Genomic DNA, 16,188 nt, shown 5'->3' on the forward strand with positions numbered 1-16,188 from the left:
CCGTGGCAACAGCTGCCCCTACCAGGCGGTAGCCATCCGATCATCCGAACTAAGCTCGCTCACAGCTTCCTGCCGTAGGGTCCCCGCCCGTCGGCGACCGGGTGATCATGGTGGTGGTTTGTGCGGGAGACGGAGCGGCGGTTTCGCCCGGAGATCCAGGGATTGCGGGCGCTGGCGTGTGTGCTGGTGGTCGTCTACCACGTGTGGCTGGGCCGGATCTCGGGCGGCGTCGACGCCTTCTTCCTGATCTCCGGATTCCTCGTCACCGGCCAGCTCTTCCGCGCGGCCTCGCGCGGCAGGATCGAGTTCCGGCCGATGTGGGGCCGGATGATCAAACGACTGTTCCCGGCCGCGCTCACCGTGTTGCTGCTGGTCATCGCGGCGAGCACGGTGCTGCTGCCGCAGAACCGCTGGTTCCAGACGATCAAGGAGGTCGTCGCCTCCGCGCTCTACCTGGAGAACTGGCAGCTGGCGGCCGATTCCACCGACTACTTCGCGCAGCACAACTCGGCGAGCGTCGTCCAGCACTTCTGGTCGCTGTCGATCCAGGGCCAGTTCTACGTGGTCTGGCCGCTGCTGGTCGGGTTGGTGCTGCTGATCGCCAAGAAGGCGGGGCGGAAGGTCCTGCCGCTGCTGATCACGACCCTCGGCACGGTGTTCGCGGCCTCGCTGGCCTACTCGGTGTGGCTCACCGCGGTCGACCAGCCGCTGGCGTACTTCGATTCGCTGACCAGAGCCTGGGAGTTCGCGCTCGGCGGCCTGCTCGCCCTGGTCCTCGACCGCGTCGAGGTGCCCCGGTCCGCGCGGGTCGTGTTCGGCTGGGCAGGCGTCGCCGGGCTCGTTTCCTGCGGGCTGGTGCTCCAGGTCGGGACGGTCTTCCCCGGCTACCTCGCGCTCTGGCCGACGCTTTCGGCCGCGCTGGTGATCCTCGCGGGTGACACCGCGTTCAAAGCCGGCGCCGATCGTTTCCTCAGCAGCCGCCCCCTGAAGTACCTGGGCGACTTGAGTTACGCGCTCTATCTCTGGCACTGGCCGGTCCTGGTGTTCTACCTCGTCGCCCGTGACCGGGAAGAGGTCGGCTTGCGCGGCGGCGCGGTGATCATCGCGCTGGCCTTCGCCCTCGCCGTGCTGACCCACCATCTGGTCGAAAAACCGGTCCGCGCGTCCGCGATCGGAGCCAGGACCCGCTGGGGCGCCTACCGCTTCGGCGTCGCGACGCTCGCGGCCGTGCTCGCCGCGACGGGCGTCTGGCAATGGGTGAGCGTGAGCCAGGCGGACACCTATTCGATCGCGGTCGACGATCCCGACCACCCCGGCGCGCTCGCGCACACCGAGGGCTTCAAGTACTGGGGCGCCGCCGATGCCGCCCTCGTCCCGTCGTTCGTCGCGGTGTCCGAAGACTGGGCGGGGATCGACCCGGCCCGGTGCGGGGTGTCGCCGCGCAACGCCGATCTGGAGCTCTGCACCTCGCAGACGTCCGGGCATCCCACCCGCCGGATCGTGGTCACCGGCGACTCGCACGCCGGGCAGTTCCTCGGCGCCCTGCTGCCGGTCGCCGAGCAGCGGAATTGGGAGGTGACCTCGATCCTCCGCGGCGGCTGCCCGTTCTCCACCGACTCCGACGCCGTGCCGGGGGACCAGGCCTGCATCGACTGGAACTCCGCCGTGGTGGACGAGATCGTCACGGCCCGGCCCGACGCGGTGATGACGATCGGCACCAGGGACGTGCGGACCGGTGTCGAGGAACGGGTTCCCGGCGGCTACATCGCCCAGTGGCGCAAGGTCGACGAGGCCGGCATCCCGGTGCTGGCGGTGCGGGACAACCCGCGCTTCGACCAGTCGCCGTCGGCCTGCGTCGAAAGTCGCGGCACGCAGGCGCCCGAGTGCGCCACCCCGCGCTACGACCTCTACGCGGCGGAGCCGCCGTACGAGACCTTGGCGGACCTGCCGTCGAACGTGCGGTTCCTCGATTTCAGCGACTACTTCTGCACGGCCGAGGTCTGCCCGCCGGTGATCGGCAACGTGCTCGTCTACCTCGACGACAACCACGTCAGCGGTACCTACATGTCGACCATGTCGGCCATCGCGGACAAGGCGATCACCGAGGCGCTCGGCTGGGCGGACGAGCAAACGCAGGAGCCACCGCCGGGCGGGTGATCCAGACAACAAATCGCCGCAGAATTGCGCCGAACCGCACTAGTTCGATGGTCTGCCAACTCCATGCGCAACGATCAGCCCTTTTCGGCGATGCGAAACGGCGGATATCGTCGTCTGCGTGAAGATCGCCGTCCATCAGGGCTCGTACGCCGAACTGCCGTCCGCCGTCGCGACGTCGGGCGCCGATCTCGTGATCGCCGCCGAGATGATCACCACCGGCTATCACATCGGTGCCCGCTCCCATGAGCTCGCCGAACCGGCCGACGGTCCGACCGCGGCCAGGATGTCCGCGCTGGCAAGGGAAACCGGTGCCGCGCTGGCCTACGGCTACCCCGAGTCCGACGGTGACCACGTCCACAACAGCGTCCAGCTGATCGGTCCGGACGGACGCCGGCTGGCGAACTACCGCAAGACCCATCTGTTCGGCGACATCGACCGCGACTGGTTCGCGCCGGGGGCCGAAGCGGTCGTGCAGGCGGAACTCGGCGGTCTCCGCGTCGGCCTGCTGATCTGTTACGACGTCGAGTTCCCCGAGCTGGTGCGGGCGCACGCGCTCGCGGGGACCGAGCTGCTCGTGGTGCCGACGGCGCTCATGAGCCCGTACGAACTGGTCGCCGACACGCTGGTACCCGCCCGCGCCTACGAAAGCCAGCTCTTCGTCGCCTACGCGAACCGATGCGACACCGAGCAGGAGCTGACCTACTGCGGCCGGTCCTGCGTCGTCGCCCCGACCGGTGAAGTGCTCGCGCGTGCGGGCGCCGGTCCGGAGCTGATCAGCGCCGACGTCACCCGCGAGGCCCTCGCCGCTTCGCGACTGGAGAACACCCACCTGGCCGACCGACGGCCCGATCTGTACCGAGGACTTTCCGCATGACCTCCGCTCTTCCGACCGCGATCCACCACGACGAACCGGCCGGCCGTCCGATCACCATGTTCGGCCCCGATTTCCCGTTCGCCTACGACGATTTCCTCGCCCACCCCGCCGGTCTGGGCTCGCTCCCCGCCGACCGGCACGGCACCGAGGTGGCGGTGATCGGCGGCGGTCTCTCGGGCATCGTCACCGCGTACGAGCTGATGAAACTCGGCCTGCGCCCGGTCGTGTACGAGATCGCCGAGATCGGCGGCCGCCTCCGCACCGTGAACTTCCCGGGCTGCCCGGACGACGTCGTCGCGGAGATGGGCGCGATGCGCTTCCCGCCCGCGTCGACCGCGCTCTTCCACTACATCGACAAGGTCGGCCTGGAGACCACGCCGTTCCCGAACCCGCTCGCGCCCGGAACGCCGAGCACCGTCGTCGACCTCAAGGGGGAGAGCCACTACGCGCGTTCGGCGGACGAGCTCCCCGCCGTCTTCGGGAAGGTCGCGGCCGCCTGGGACAGCACACTGTCCGAGCAGGCCGCGTTCACCGAGATGCAGAAGGCCATCCGCGAGCGCGACACGAAGACGATCAAGCGGCTGTGGAACGACCTGGTGCCGAAGCTGGACGACCAGACCTTCTACGGTTTCCTCTGCCAGTCACCGGCGTTCGCCTCCTTCCGCGACCGCGAGATCTTCGGGCAGGTCGGCTTCGGCACCGGCGGCTGGGACACCGACTTCCCGAACTCCATCCTGGAGATCCTGCGGGTCGTCTACACCGGCGCCGACGACGAGCACCGCAGCATCGTCGGCGGCAGCAGGCAGCTTCCGTTGCGGCTGTGGGAACACGCGCCCGAGGACATCGCTTTCTGGCCCGCCGGAACGAGCCTGAGCTCACTGCACGGCGGCGGCCCGAACCCCGGCGTCGCCCGGCTGCACCGCACCGCGCCGAACAACATCACCGTGACCGACACCGAAGGACGCATCCGCACCTATCCGGCGGCGGTGTTCACCGCGCAGAGCTGGATGCTGCTGTCGAAGATCGAATGCGACGAGGCGCTGTTCCCGATCGACCACTGGACGGCGATCGAGCGCACTCACTACATGGAGTCCTCAAAGGTCTTCGTCCCGGTGGACCGGCCGTTCTGGCTGGACAAGGACCCGGAGACCGGGCGCGACACGATGAGCATGACGCTGACCGACCGGATGCCGCGCGGCACCTACCTGCTCGGCGACGATCCGGACGCGCCCGCGGTGATCTGCCTCTCCTACACCTGGGCCGACGATTCGCTGAAGTGGCTGCCGCTCTCGGTGTCCGAGCGGGTCGAGGTGATGCTCCAGTCGCTGAAGGAGATCTATCCGGGCGTCGACGTCCGGCGGCACATCATCGGCGACCCGGTGACCGTGTCCTGGGAGGCCGAACCGCATTTCATGGGCGCGTTCAAGGCCAACCTGCCCGGCCACTACCGCTATCAGCACCGGCTTTTCACGCACTTCAAGCAGGACGGGCTGGAGGAGCGCCACCGTGGTCTCTTCCTCGCCGGTGACGACGTTTCGTGGACGGCGGGCTGGGCCGAAGGCGCGGTCCAGACGGCGCTGAACGCGGTGTGGGGCGTCCTGAACCACTTCGGCGGCGAGACGGATCCGGCCAACCCCGGGCCGGGCGACGTCTACGACGACATCGCACCCGTCGAACTGCCGGACTGAGCGCGGCGGTCCACCAGCCACCTCGTGCCCGCCGCGAGGAGTACGCCGAGGACGGCGCCGATGGTGTTCATCAGCCAGTCGTTGGTGTCACAGGCCCGGCCGATCGCGGGTACGACCGCTTGCAGGGCCTCCACCAGCGCGGACAGCACCGAGCCCGCCGCGAGCGTCGTCAGCGGGCGCCGGGACGCCAGCGCGGCGAAACAGGCCGGCGGCAGGAACAACGCGACGTTGGCCAGGAGCTCCACCGCGCCGAGCGTGGGCAGCGAAAACTGGACCGTGCACCCGATCTCGTCGATCGTGCGACCGGTGGGCACCAGCGTCAACGCGAAGACCGGGGCCAGGGACACCCCGGCGAGGGCCCACAGGATCCGGCGCCTGCCCGCGCACAGCAGGCCGAGGACGGCGCAGACGAGCGCGACCGGGAGGATCGCCACCGGCACCAGGGCGGAGTGATCGAGCAGGAAGTTCGTGATCATGGCGGGCCGATCCTACGGGCCGGTGAACTCGACCTCCGCCGACGGCACCACGCGCAGCCGCCCGCCGGGATGGATCGCGGTGGCCAGGATCAGGTTGTGCCGGGCGATGACCTGTTCGGCGGTCAGTCCCACGGTGGGATCGCCGTCGGACGAGGGCGCGTGGCCGTCGGCGACCAGCACGACGTCCAGACCGTGGCTCTGCGCGGACCGCGCGGTCGCGTCGACGCAGTAGTCGGTGGCCAGCCCGGTGAGCACCACCGTGTCCACCCCACGGTCGACGAGCAGCCCCGCCAGACCGGTGCGGTGGAAGGAATCCGTCGCGGTCTTGTCGACAACCACGTCGACCGGTTCGAGGCCGAGCAGTGGGCTGAGCCGGGTGCCCGGTGCCGCGGGATCGAAGTCGGTCCCGGGCGCGCCGACCTGCCGCAGCGCGATCACCGGAACGCCCTGTTCGCGGGCTTTCCGCGCCAGCGCGGCGATCCGGGCCGCGAGTTCCTCGCCGCGCCAGACCAGGGGAACGAGCATTTCCTGCATGTCGACGATCAGCAGCGCGGCCCTCATGTGCGGAAGCCTAGGACGCGACCTACTCGAGCCGAAGGTCAAGTCGGCCTGGCGTGCCGCCGACCCCTCGCTAGGGGAGCGCGGCGGGTGACTCGGCCTCCGGGATGAGCAGGCGCGGCGCTCCGGTGCCGTCGGCGGGAACGGCCCAGACGTCGGAATGTCCTTGGGTGCGGGGGAGGGCGTAGGCGACTGTGCGATCGTCGAGCCACGCGGGCTGGTCGTCGACGTTCCGGGTTTCGGCCAGCGGCGTCACGGTGCCGCTCGCGAGGTCGAGCACCGAGACCCGCCACCCCTTGGCGGGATCGCCGTCGATGGCGGATTTGTAGGCGATGCGGGTCTCGTCGGGCGAGAGGGACGGGCATTCGACGTTGTCTCGCAGCGTTTTCACGGTCCGGGCCGCCGAGTCGCCTTCGACGAGATACCGGTGGGAACCGGTCGACATGGTGGCGTAGAAGCGGTTCGGCTGCCTGGTGAAGGTGACGCCCCAGAAGTTGAAGTCGGCCGCCTTGTACGGCTTGCCCTCCACGGTCACGGCGAAGTCCTCGAGCGTGCCTTCGACGCTGTCGGTGGTGAGGTCGAGAGTGCCCGCGCGGGTGGAGAACCGGCCGCCGTTGTAGGAGTCGCCGGTGACGAACACCGTCCACGCGAGCCGCCGCCCGTCGGGGGAGACACGCGCCCGGTTGGGCAGCCCGACCAGCGGGATCTCCTGCGTGACCGCGAGCTTGCTGTCGAGCACGGCCAGCTGATACGTCGTCAGGCCGGTCTCCGGGCGCAGGCAGATCCCGGTGCCGCCCGCCGCGTAGACCCGGGCGCAGGACACCGTCGAGACCGCCCGGGCGCCGCCCGGATCTGCCGCCGCGACGCTGGACACGTGTCCGCGGTCGGCGTCGGCGGTGCTGCGGAACAGCAGCCGTCCGCCTTCGAGCGTGACGGCGCCGCTGGTGCCCGCCGACGCGGTGTCCTGGTTGCGCGCGCCCGCCACCCCGACGTAGATCACGGCGGCCGCGGCCAGCGCGAGTACTCCGGTGACGGCGATCAGGACGCGGGTGCGGGTGTTCACGGTCGTGCCTTCCTGCGGGGAGCCAAGAGAACGAAGGTGGCGGCGACGGCGACCAGCATCCGTCGCACGCCGGTGCAGTGCAGGAGCCCGGCCGCCGAACCGGCGACGGCCAGCACTCCGACAGCAGCGAGCGGGCCCAGGAACGCGCCGACGCTGTCAATCGCCCGTTGAACCCCGAAGGCGCGGCCAGCATGTGCTCGGACGCCGACAGGGTGATCAGCGCGTCGCGGGGCGCGGTTCGCTGACCCTTGCCCATCCGGTCCGCGACATAGCCGCCGACCAGGCGTAACAGTGCGGTCGCGCCGGTGTAGAGGCCGTCCACCACGCCGTCGGGCGAAGGCGTTCCCGCCGAGCAGGGCGAAGGATTTCTTGGACACACCGCCGGGATGCTCCCGGCGGCCGATCGTGGACAGGTACACGTGACGAACCGCCTTTCCCCGCCCGCGGGCGCGTCCACAGTGGACACGCCCGCGGGTTCACCCGATTTACTGCCACACGCTCGTGATCGGCGACTTGTTCGCCGCGTTGGCGATGCCCGGCAGGCCGAACGCCGCCTCCATCGTGCGGAGGATCGAATAGTGGTTGATGGATTCGCTGTAGCTGCCCGGCTTCACGTGGGCGCCGACGAAGGTGGTGTAGATCTGGTTCACCGACGTCCCGCTGTCCTCGTCGAAATTGACGATCAGCAGGCTGTTGTGCGTCTTGGCCCACTGCGCGTACGCGTCGAGGTTCTTCTTCAGCCATTTGTCGCCCGTGTCGACCGGGCAGTCGTGCATGTCGCTGCACAGGTCCGGGGTCACGAAAGCGACGTGCGGCAGCTTGGTGAAGTCGGTCGGGAACGAGGAGAACCGTTTGTTCGCCGAGGCCGGGACATTGCCGAAGCTGACCCAGCTGTTGTGCTTGCGGGCGTATTTGTCCTTCGTGCAGCCCGTGTAGCCGTCGGACGGCATGCTTTCCGCGTAGCCGACGAACTTCTTGCCGATCCCCGCCAGCTGGGAGGCGATGTTCTCCTTGTTCCCCAGATCCTGGCATTTGTTGCTGTCGACGCCGTGCGTCGAACCCGCGAACTGGGCGATGTAGTTCGGCTGGCTCGGGTGCGTCGTCCCGTACGCCTTGGTGAACTTCGCGCCCTGCGAGGCGAGCTTGTTGAAGTACGGCGCCTTCGAGCTGCCGTTGATCTCCTTGTAGTCCTTGTTCTCGAACATCACGAGGACGATGTGGTCGAACGCGGGCACCTTCGCCGCGACGGGCTCGATCGCGGCGGCGGGAGTGTCCTGATGGGACACCACCAGCGCCGCGGCCAAGCCGGTCGCGGCCACGGCGACGACCGCGATCCGTTTCCAGAACATGTGAAACCTCCTGCTGAAAAGGTTGAAACTTTGACGACCAACCATCGGGTTCAGCGGCGCTCCGCGGGCGTCGACAGAGTCGAGACATCAGATGTCTTGGCAGCATTAAAACGGCAGGGAAGTCCCCGGCCCACCAAGATCGCCTGACCGGAGTAGCCGACGGGCGGAGAACGCCCCAAAACCGGCATCGACTGGCACGAAACCATGTAAACCTCCCGTTCACCTTGTGTTCCTGGGCGGGAACCGATGGACTTATGGCAACTCGTTGATTCAGCCGGGTGACAGTGGTGGCGTCATTACGCCCGGCTTCACTGGGCACTCATCCGACCATTGGTTAAGCTGGTCGGTGTGAAGCCCTTTTCGTCGCGCCCGGCCGGATACACGATCGAAGAACTGTCGACGATCGTCGGTATGTCGGCGCGCAATATCCGGGCGCATCAGACGAGGGGTTTGCTGCCCCCGCCGGTCCGCCACGGCAGATCCGCCTACTACGGGCCGGTACATCTACGGCGCTTGCGACGCATCACCATGCTGCAGAAACAGGGCTTCAACCTGGTGTCCATCGCCGCGATGCTCGGAACGACCACAGTGGACGCCACCGAGCGGCTGGACTCGGCGATGGCCGACATCGCCCGCGACCAGCCCGCCGTCGCCCGGTGTCTGGAGCGGCACGGTGTACTCGGCAAGGACGACGCGGGAGCGCCCTCGGTCGTGCGCCCGTCCGTCTCGCGGGCGGTGACGGACCTCGCCGGAGCGGGGGTCCCGCCCCTGGCCGCGCTGCGGTTCCTCGGGCAGTTCCTCGACCGGGCCGCGCCGCTGGCGACTGAGCAGCTGGCCGCGCTGAAGGCACAGACCGGAGGCGTCCCGGCCGCTCCGCGGGCCTGTTTCGCCGAGCTTCTGGTAAGCGCTTTCAGAACCACGGTGGAAAACGCGGCCGAAGTCACTTTCCCAGACGGGGAAACAGGGACTCGGCGGCCGAAGTAGCCGACGCGGTCGCCACCGCGAGGTCCGTGCCGTCGGCGTGACTGGTCAGGATGACCACGATGTAGCGATCGCCCTCGCCGACGAGACCGGTCGTGTGCGCGTCCACGGCTCCGTGTCCGGCCGCCCAGCCCTGCTTGACCGCCCATGGCCGGTCCTCGAAGGCCGTCGGGATGCCGAAGTGCTGGTCGAACCCGTCGGCGGCGGTCCTGGGCGCCTCGCGCAGTGGCTTCAGGATCAGATTCCGCTTGGCTTTCGGCAGTGTGAGGATGTGCCGATAGGTCGCGGCGATGTCCTCCGCGGTGGACAGCGTGTCGCCCCAGCGGCCCGCGTCGGCTGGCGGAGTGGTGTTCTTCAGGCCGATGGCGGCCGCCGTCCTGGTGACGATCGCGGACGCGCCGTTCCGGGTCCACAGGGTGTTGGCGATCGCGTCGTCGCTTCGGGACAGCATCCGGTGGATCCGAGCCTCGTCGGACTTTCGAGGGCCATGGGTGATGGCGTCCAGCGCGATGAACAATTTCACCACCGACGCGGTGCGAAACCTCTCGCCGCCATGGTCGCCGACCACCTGCTTGCCCGACGTACGGTCGAAGACGACGGTGGCGACCCGCTCGTCCCGCGCGGGACGGCCCGCCGCGTCGGCCTGGAAGATCACGTAACCGAGGATTCCGGTGACCGCCAGGAAAGCCGTCACGACCGTGACGCGGAGGCGGAGCCGCCGGTTCCCTCGGGGAACGGCTATCGGCCTGGTTCGTTCGTCGTCGAACATGACGTCGATGTTCAGAGACGATCATCGTTGTCCCGTCTCGGTCGTGTCATGAAGATGTAACAGCGGTGGACCGCACGAAAACCGTTTCGGCGCTTCGGAAACCGGGCCGGAAATGGTGGCCGGATACCGGCCGATCGGCCGATGTGGACCGACTTCCCGGTGGATGCGGGGAAGGCGGCGGCCCCCGTGCTCGGCGGTGCCGGGCGCCGCCGCCGGGTCAGGACCGCTGCACGATGATCTGATCGACCAGGGTGCCGTCGGCGCTGATCGCGCGAACGTCCATTTTGGGCGGTGTGGTGCCCGTGCCCGCGATGACGTCGACCGCGACCAGGCTGTAGCCGCGGAACCGGACACGGGACCAGGTGACCTTCTTGGTGCGGTCCTGGCCGTCCCGTTCCGAGTACTTCATCGGGACCGGCGAGTCGTTGCTGGTCTCATGGCCCAGATAGGTGTCGGGCGCCGGGAACTCGGAGACGCTGCCGCCCCCGCCACCCGCCGTGATGTAGGTCGTCCCGTCCTTGACCGGGTTCGTGGTCCCGCGCGAGGGCACCTTCTTGACGGCCTTGCCGGCGCGGATCGGGTCGGTGCGCTCGTAGATGTGGTTGTGCCCGTTGAGCACCAGATCGACCTGGTACTTGTCGAACAGCGGGGCCCAGTCCTTCTGCGCGCCGAGTTCGGCGCCGTTGGAATGGCAGGTGGAGTACGTGCATTGGTGGCAGTAGACGACGATGAAGTCGATCGTGGGGTCGGCGCGGAAGGCGGCGAGTGTCTTGCCGAGCCACTTGAGCTGCTTGCCCTTGGTGTAGTCCAGATTGGACGGGCTGTTGTAACAGACGTCGTTGCCGTCCAGGCTGATCAGGCCGACGTTCTGGTAGCGCCAGGAGTAGATGCAGGTGGAGCCGTCCCAGGCGTTGTCCGGCATGGTGAAGCGCGCCCGCACGCCGCCGTAACCGTCCTCGGAGTACCAGCCCTCCATCTCGTGGTTGCCGAGCGCCATCATCCACGGGATCCCGGCGGTGACCGGTTCGTTCTGCACGAAGAAGGAGTCCCACAGCCGGGCGTCGTACTGGTCTTCCTCCGGGTGCCCGCCCTCGCCTTCGAGCGCGTAGCTCAGGTCGCCCATGGCGAGGTGGAAGGCCGGGTCGAGGCCCGCGATCAGGCTGCTGGTCGCGACGGCGTTGTAGCCGACGCCCTGATCGCCGAACGCGGTGAACGAGAACGTGCCGTCGCCGCCCGCTGCCGGGGCGGTGCGGAAGGTCGCCATCTCGCCGAGCCTGGTGGCGGGGTCGTAACCCTGGTGGCCGACGACGTAGTAGTAGGTGGTGTTGGGCAGGAGGCGGTCGATCCGGGCGTGGAGGTAGTACTGCGTGATCGACTTCGGGCTGTTCGGCGGGTACTCCTCGACCGGGTGCTGCCAGGACATTTGGCTGGTCAGGGCCCGGACCTCGGCCTGGATGGGCGAGCTGAAGTCGCCGGGGACCGTGCCGATCCGGACGAACGGCGCGGTCACCGCCGCGGGCACCTGCCAGGAGACCACGACCTGCTGGGACGGGTCGGCCCCGTAGGCGATGTGCCGCCCGAACGGCCGCAGCGCCGAACCCGCGACCTTGTCCGCGTTGAGCAGCACCGTCGGTCCTGCCGGCACTGCCGGTCCTGTCGGTCCGGGGGAGGCCGCGGCGACGCCGGGCAGGAGGACGCCTCCGGCGGCGAGCGCCGCGCCGCCGACCGCACCCACCCGGAACAGTGTCCGCCGCGAGTACTGATTGACGAACTTGTCGTGTTTCTCGGCCAAGCTGAGCCGACGATAGGCTTGGGACCTGCTGTTCCGGGGAGTTTCGGCCATAAAATTGAAGTTAAGAAGGCTTCCTAACTAAGTCAAGAGGCTGGTGCGGCCTGCATGGAACCGTGCAAGCGGGCGTGACTCACGTGCTCAACCCCGGATCTCGCGTGCTTGAAGGCGGAACTCGCGTGATTGAAGGCGGAACTCGCGTGCTCAGACGGCGATCTCGGTGTGCGGCGTCTGAGCACGCGAGATCCGCCGCTGATCACGCGAGTCACGTCTCCAAGCACGCGAGATCCGGGTTCGAGCACGCGAGTACGGTGCCTGGTCACCCGCTCGAGCCGGCGCGAGTCACACCAGTTCGGAGGACATGACGGCGTCCAGGCCGCGCAGCCGGTCCAGCAGCGGCTCGACCTCGTCTTCCGCGATCAGGACGGCGCAGGTCATGGTGCTTTCGCGGACCCCGTCGCGCACGTCGAGCGACAGGTCGTGGACCAGGCAGCCGAGCGAGTCGACGAGGCCGGGGATCTGGTCGACGCCGCCGACGAAGTAGGTGGCGATCCGGCGGCGGACCAGCATGGAGGTGCGAGGGGCGGGAACCTGGAAAGTGGTGAGCGACATCGTGGGTCTCCAAAGGCGGGAAGCGAACAGGCCATGGAGGGCCAGGTCCCGGGAGATGCCCCGTGTCGAGGGGTCGCCGGATTGCGCGCCGGCGACCTGGTTCAGCCGGCGCGCTTGACTACGAGTCGAGTGAAGCGGCGCACGGCGAAAGGCTAGCACGTCACGAAAGCCTCAGCCGCGCGCCTTGCTCCCGGACGTGTGCGACCGACCCGCAGTCGAGGTCCAGCTGCCGCTGCCGTTCCGCGACGAACGCCCGGCCGAGGCCGGTTCGGTCCGAAGTGGACAGTGTGCGCCGGAGTGTGTTCAGCAGCCCGCGTTCCTCCGCGCGGATATGCGTGTCCACCGAATTCTCCAGTGCTTCCAACGCCTTTTCGAAGTCGTCCGATTCCAGTACCGCGAGCAACTCGGCGGCGAAACCGCTCTCCGTCGGGTCAGGACGGATGATCCGTTCCGTCGCGGTGACATGGGCGACCAGAGACGCCGACAGCTCCGCGACCAGCGCCGGCCGGTCGGCCTCGTCGTTGCGAAGATCCCGGAAGAGCTGTTCGATCCGGCGGTGATCGGCCAGCACGACCTCGACCAGGTCGGAGCCGGGGGGAGCGGCCGCCGGTCCCGGTCGCATCCAGCCGAACGTCAGTTCCACGGCCTGACGCCAGTGGGCGTACTCGCTGTCGCGGCGGGCGGGATCCATCGACGGCAGCCACTGCCCGGCCCGGTGCCAGTTCCGGCGCAGCCCCTCCAGATCCGGCCAGTACCCGACCGACAGCCCGGCCGCGTACGCCGCGCCCAGCGACACCGTCTCGGCGACCATCGGACGGACCACCGGCACGTCGAGGACGTCGGCGACGAACTGCATCAACAGGTTGTCCGCGGTCATCCCGCCGTCCACCTTGAGTGTCGACAGCGCCAGCCCCGAATCGGCGTTCATCGCGTCGACGACCTCGCGAGTCTGCCAGCCCGTCGCCTCCAGTACGGCCCTGGCCAGGTGCCCCTTGGTGATGTACGACGTCAGCCCGGCGATCACGCCGCGGGCCTCGCTGTGCCAGTGCGGCGCGAACAAGCCGGAGAAGGCGGGCACGATGTAGCAGCCGCCGTTGTCCTCGACGGTCCGGGCCAGCGTCTCGATCTCGGGCGCGGAGCCGATCAGCTCCAGCCCGTCCCGGAACCACTGTACGAGCGATCCGGTCACCGCGATCGACCCTTCGAGCGCGTACACGGCGGGCTCGTCGCCGATCTTGAACCCGACGGTGGTCAGCATGCCGTGCGTGGAATGCACCGGTGTCGGGCCGGTGTTGAGGAGCAGGAAACTGCCCGTCCCGTACGTGCACTTCGCCTCACCGGGCGCGAAGCAGGTCTGGCCGAACAACGCCGCCTGCTGATCGCCGAGCGCCGCCGCGATCCGGATGCCCGGCACCACCCGCGACGTGGTCCCGTACACCTCGGTCGAGGGCCGGATCTCGGGCAGCATCGCGCGCGGGATGTCGAAGAACTCCAGCAGTTCGTCGTCCCACGACAGCGTCCGCAGGTTCATCAGCATGGTGCGCGAGGCGTTGGTGACGTCGGTGACGTGGACGCCGCCCTCCGGGCCACCGGTCAGGTTCCAGATCAGCCAGCTCTCGACCGTCCCGAACAGGACGTCGCCGCGCTCGGCGCGTTCCCGCAGGCCGGGGGTCCTTTCGAGCATCCAGCGGATGCGGGGCGCGGAGAAGTACGTGGCCAGCGGCAGCCCGCACAGCCGGCGGACGCGATCCGCGCCCGGCTCGCGGGCGAGCTGTTCGAGCATCGCGTCGGTGCGAGTGTCCTGCCAGACGATCGCGCGCCCGACCGGGTTGCCGGTGTGCCTGTCCCACAGCACCGTCGTCTCGCGCTGGTTCGCGATGCCGAGCCCGACCACCTGCGCCGGTTCGGCTCCCGCGTCGGCCAGCGCCTGCGGCACGATCCGGCCGACGTTGCGCCAGATCTCCGTCGCGTCGTGTTCGACCCAGCCCGGCCGGGGGAAGTGCTGCTGGTGTTCGCGCTGGGCGACCGACACCAGCCTGCCGCGCGCGTCGAACAGGATGCACCGGGTCGAAGTGGTGCCCTGGTCGATCGACATCACGTAGCGCTGGACCACGCGAGCACCTCCATCACCATCGGGACGCGCCGAGATCGCGGGAGACCGCCCGTGCCGCGTCGCGCACGTGGCCGAGCAGCCGGGGGATCGGGCTGCCGTCGGCTTCACAGATCCGGTCCGCCGCGCCGGACACCCCGATCGCGCCGACCACGATGCCGCCGTGCCCGCGGATCGGCGCCGCTATCCCGGCCTCGCCGGAGATCATTTCGCCGTTCTCGCTCGCCCAGCCCGCCTCGCGCACCTTGCCGCAGGCGCGTTTGATCGCGGTCTGGGTGATCAGGGTCCGGCGGGTGTAGGCCTCCGGCCCGCCGGTGCGCAACGATGCCACGAGACCGGTGTCGTAGGCCAGAAGCACTTTTCCGAGCGCCGTCGCGTGCAGCGGGAGAAGCGTGCCGACGTCGAGCGTCTGCAGGCTGTCGTCGGGCCGGAAAACGTGGTGCACCACCAGGACCCGGCCCTCCAGCGGTGCTCCGATGCGGACGGCTTCACCGCTGCGCGCGGCCAGCGCGTCGGCCCAGTTGATCGCGCGTGACCGGAGTTCGTTGACGTCGAGGTAGCTCGTGCCGAGGTGCAGCAGCGCCGCGCCCAGTTGGTATTTCCCGGTGTCACGGTCTTGTTCGACAAAGCCGACCCCTTGCAGGGTTCGCAGGATCCCGTGCGCCGTTCCCTTGGCGAGTTCGAGGGAATCGGCGATCTCGCCGACCCCGAGACGGCCGGAACCGCGCGCCAGCAACCGCAGGATCGCGGCGGCGCGCTCGATGGACTGGATCGGACCGGGCACGGCTCAACCGTAGCCCGACCGGCCCTGATTCGACAATGTCGAACATCGTCTTCCGGCGTTCGACAATGCCGACCGGCGTCCGTTGACCCCGGGTTTCCGCGAACTTAACTTCGGCCTCAACAGGGCAACGGTGTCCTTTGTGGAGGAAGCAATGGTGCGAAACCTCAAGGCTCGCGGACTCGCGGGCGAACTGGCGGCGGAGTTCGTCGGGACGATGATCCTCATCCTGTTCGGCTGCGGGGTGGTGGCACAGGTCGTCGCGGCGGGCATCGGCGACCACGACAGCATCGCGTGGGCGTGGGGGATCGGCGTCACGCTGGGGATCTACGTGGCTTCACGGATCAGTGGCGCGCATCTGAACCCGGCCATCACCGTGGCGCTCGCGGTGTTCAAGGGCTTCTCGTGGCGCAAGGTCGCGCCGTACGCCTTGGCGCAGACCGCCGGCGCGTTCCTCGGCGCGCTGCTGGTGCGCTGGAACTACACCGAGGTGCTCAACGCGGCCGACCCCGGCCTGACGATCAAGACTCAGGGCGTCTTCTCCACCCTTCCGGGTAACGGAACCCTTCCGGTGGGTGACTGGGGCGCGTTCCGCGACCAGATCATCGGCACCGCCATCCTCGCCTTGGTGATCTTCGCCATCACCGACCTCCGCAACACCGCGCCCGCCGCGAACCTCGCCCCGGTCGTCGTCGGCTTCCTCGTGGTCGCGATCGGCATGGCCTGGGGCACCAACGCCGGCTACGCGATCAACCCCGCCCGCGACTTCGGCCCGCGGCTGATGTCCTGGCTCACCGGCTACGACACCGCGTTCACCGACCAGTACGGCTATCCGTACTGGTGGATCCCGATCGTGGCCCCGATCGTCGGCGCGGTCATCGGCGGCGCGATCTACAAGTTCTTCATCGAGCGCTACCTGCCCACCGACCCGGCACCGGAAGCTTTGCCAGCCAAGGACATCGAGCGCGTTTCCTAAGGAGA

At 68.8% G+C, this 16,188-nt stretch carries 14 protein-coding genes and 1 pseudogene; 5 read left to right on the forward strand and 10 right to left on the reverse strand.

Annotated features, from left to right (window positions below; all coding sequences use genetic code 11):
- Positions 1–120: 120 nt before the first annotated feature.
- From CFP71_RS29335 to CFP71_RS29345, 3 genes are all read left to right on the forward strand, one after another.
- Positions 121–2,157 (forward strand): acyltransferase family protein, encoded by a 2,037-nt coding sequence (locus CFP71_RS29335; protein ID WP_093937194.1) that lies wholly within the window; start codon positions 121–123, stop codon positions 2,155–2,157.
- 118 nt (positions 2,158–2,275) lie between these two features.
- Positions 2,276–3,031, forward strand: coding sequence for a carbon-nitrogen hydrolase family protein (locus CFP71_RS29340; protein ID WP_093937195.1), 756 nt, complete (start codon positions 2,276–2,278; stop codon positions 3,029–3,031).
- The gene (locus CFP71_RS29345; RefSeq protein WP_093937196.1) at positions 3,028–4,719 is read left to right on the forward strand and encodes a flavin monoamine oxidase family protein; all 1,692 of its coding nucleotides are present in this window, start codon (positions 3,028–3,030) and stop codon (positions 4,717–4,719) included. The genes CFP71_RS29340 and CFP71_RS29345 overlap by 4 nt, the downstream gene beginning before the upstream one ends.
- Here the strand turns inward: CFP71_RS29345 and CFP71_RS29350 are convergent.
- The 5 genes and pseudogenes from CFP71_RS29350 to CFP71_RS29370 form a co-directional block, all read right to left on the reverse strand.
- Positions 4,683–5,195 (reverse strand): VanZ family protein, encoded by a 513-nt coding sequence (locus CFP71_RS29350; protein ID WP_093937197.1) that lies wholly within the window; start codon positions 5,193–5,195, stop codon positions 4,683–4,685. The genes CFP71_RS29345 and CFP71_RS29350 overlap by 37 nt on opposite strands.
- A gap of 12 nt (positions 5,196–5,207) precedes the next feature.
- Complete coding sequence (locus CFP71_RS29355; RefSeq protein ID WP_093937198.1) at positions 5,208–5,756, reverse strand: cysteine hydrolase family protein; 549 nt, start codon at positions 5,754–5,756, stop codon at positions 5,208–5,210.
- Between the two features lie 70 nt (positions 5,757–5,826).
- Positions 5,827–6,816: a TolB-like translocation protein gene (locus CFP71_RS29360; RefSeq protein WP_093937199.1), complete on the reverse strand. Its 990-nt coding sequence runs from the start codon at positions 6,814–6,816 to the stop codon at positions 5,827–5,829.
- Positions 6,817–6,917: 101 nt separating this feature from the next.
- Positions 6,918–7,159, reverse strand: a pseudogene (locus CFP71_RS45095) (MFS transporter); the annotation flags it as partial.
- A gap of 142 nt (positions 7,160–7,301) precedes the next feature.
- The gene (locus tag CFP71_RS29370; protein ID WP_093937200.1) at positions 7,302–8,165 is read right to left on the reverse strand and encodes an alkaline phosphatase family protein; all 864 of its coding nucleotides are present in this window, start codon (positions 8,163–8,165) and stop codon (positions 7,302–7,304) included.
- 348 nt (positions 8,166–8,513) lie between these two features.
- Here CFP71_RS29370 and CFP71_RS29375 point away from each other — a divergent pair, with 348 nt between their 5' ends.
- On the forward strand, positions 8,514–9,149 hold the full coding sequence (locus CFP71_RS29375) for a MerR family transcriptional regulator (protein WP_093937201.1): 636 nt from the start codon (positions 8,514–8,516) through the stop codon (positions 9,147–9,149).
- Here the strand turns inward: CFP71_RS29375 and CFP71_RS29380 are convergent.
- The 5 genes from CFP71_RS29380 to CFP71_RS29400 form a co-directional block, all read right to left on the reverse strand.
- On the reverse strand, positions 9,106–9,915 hold the full coding sequence (locus CFP71_RS29380; protein ID WP_093937202.1) for a serine hydrolase: 810 nt from the start codon (positions 9,913–9,915) through the stop codon (positions 9,106–9,108). The two genes, CFP71_RS29375 and CFP71_RS29380, sit on opposite strands and share 44 nt — an antisense overlap.
- Positions 9,916–10,132: 217 nt before the next feature.
- The gene (locus CFP71_RS29385; protein WP_244199877.1) at positions 10,133–11,707 is read right to left on the reverse strand and encodes a purple acid phosphatase family protein; all 1,575 of its coding nucleotides are present in this window, start codon (positions 11,705–11,707) and stop codon (positions 10,133–10,135) included.
- 339 nt (positions 11,708–12,046) lie between these two features.
- Positions 12,047–12,316: a hypothetical protein gene (locus tag CFP71_RS29390; protein WP_093937204.1), complete on the reverse strand. Its 270-nt coding sequence runs from the start codon at positions 12,314–12,316 to the stop codon at positions 12,047–12,049.
- Positions 12,317–12,476: 160 nt separating this feature from the next.
- Positions 12,477–14,429 (reverse strand): glycerol kinase GlpK, encoded by a 1,953-nt coding sequence (gene glpK, locus CFP71_RS29395; protein ID WP_093937205.1) that lies wholly within the window; start codon positions 14,427–14,429, stop codon positions 12,477–12,479.
- 13 nt (positions 14,430–14,442) lie between these two features.
- Positions 14,443–15,210 (reverse strand): IclR family transcriptional regulator, encoded by a 768-nt coding sequence (locus CFP71_RS29400; protein WP_093937206.1) that lies wholly within the window; start codon positions 15,208–15,210, stop codon positions 14,443–14,445.
- 151 nt (positions 15,211–15,361) lie between these two features.
- Between CFP71_RS29400 and CFP71_RS29405 the strand changes: the two genes are divergently transcribed.
- Positions 15,362–16,183: an MIP/aquaporin family protein gene (locus CFP71_RS29405; RefSeq protein WP_093937207.1), complete on the forward strand. Its 822-nt coding sequence runs from the start codon at positions 15,362–15,364 to the stop codon at positions 16,181–16,183.
- The last annotated feature ends 5 nt before the right edge of the window (positions 16,184–16,188 follow it).

Source organism: Amycolatopsis thailandensis (genome assembly GCF_002234405.1).
GTDB classification, from domain to species: Bacteria; Actinomycetota; Actinomycetes; order Mycobacteriales; family Pseudonocardiaceae; genus Amycolatopsis; species Amycolatopsis thailandensis.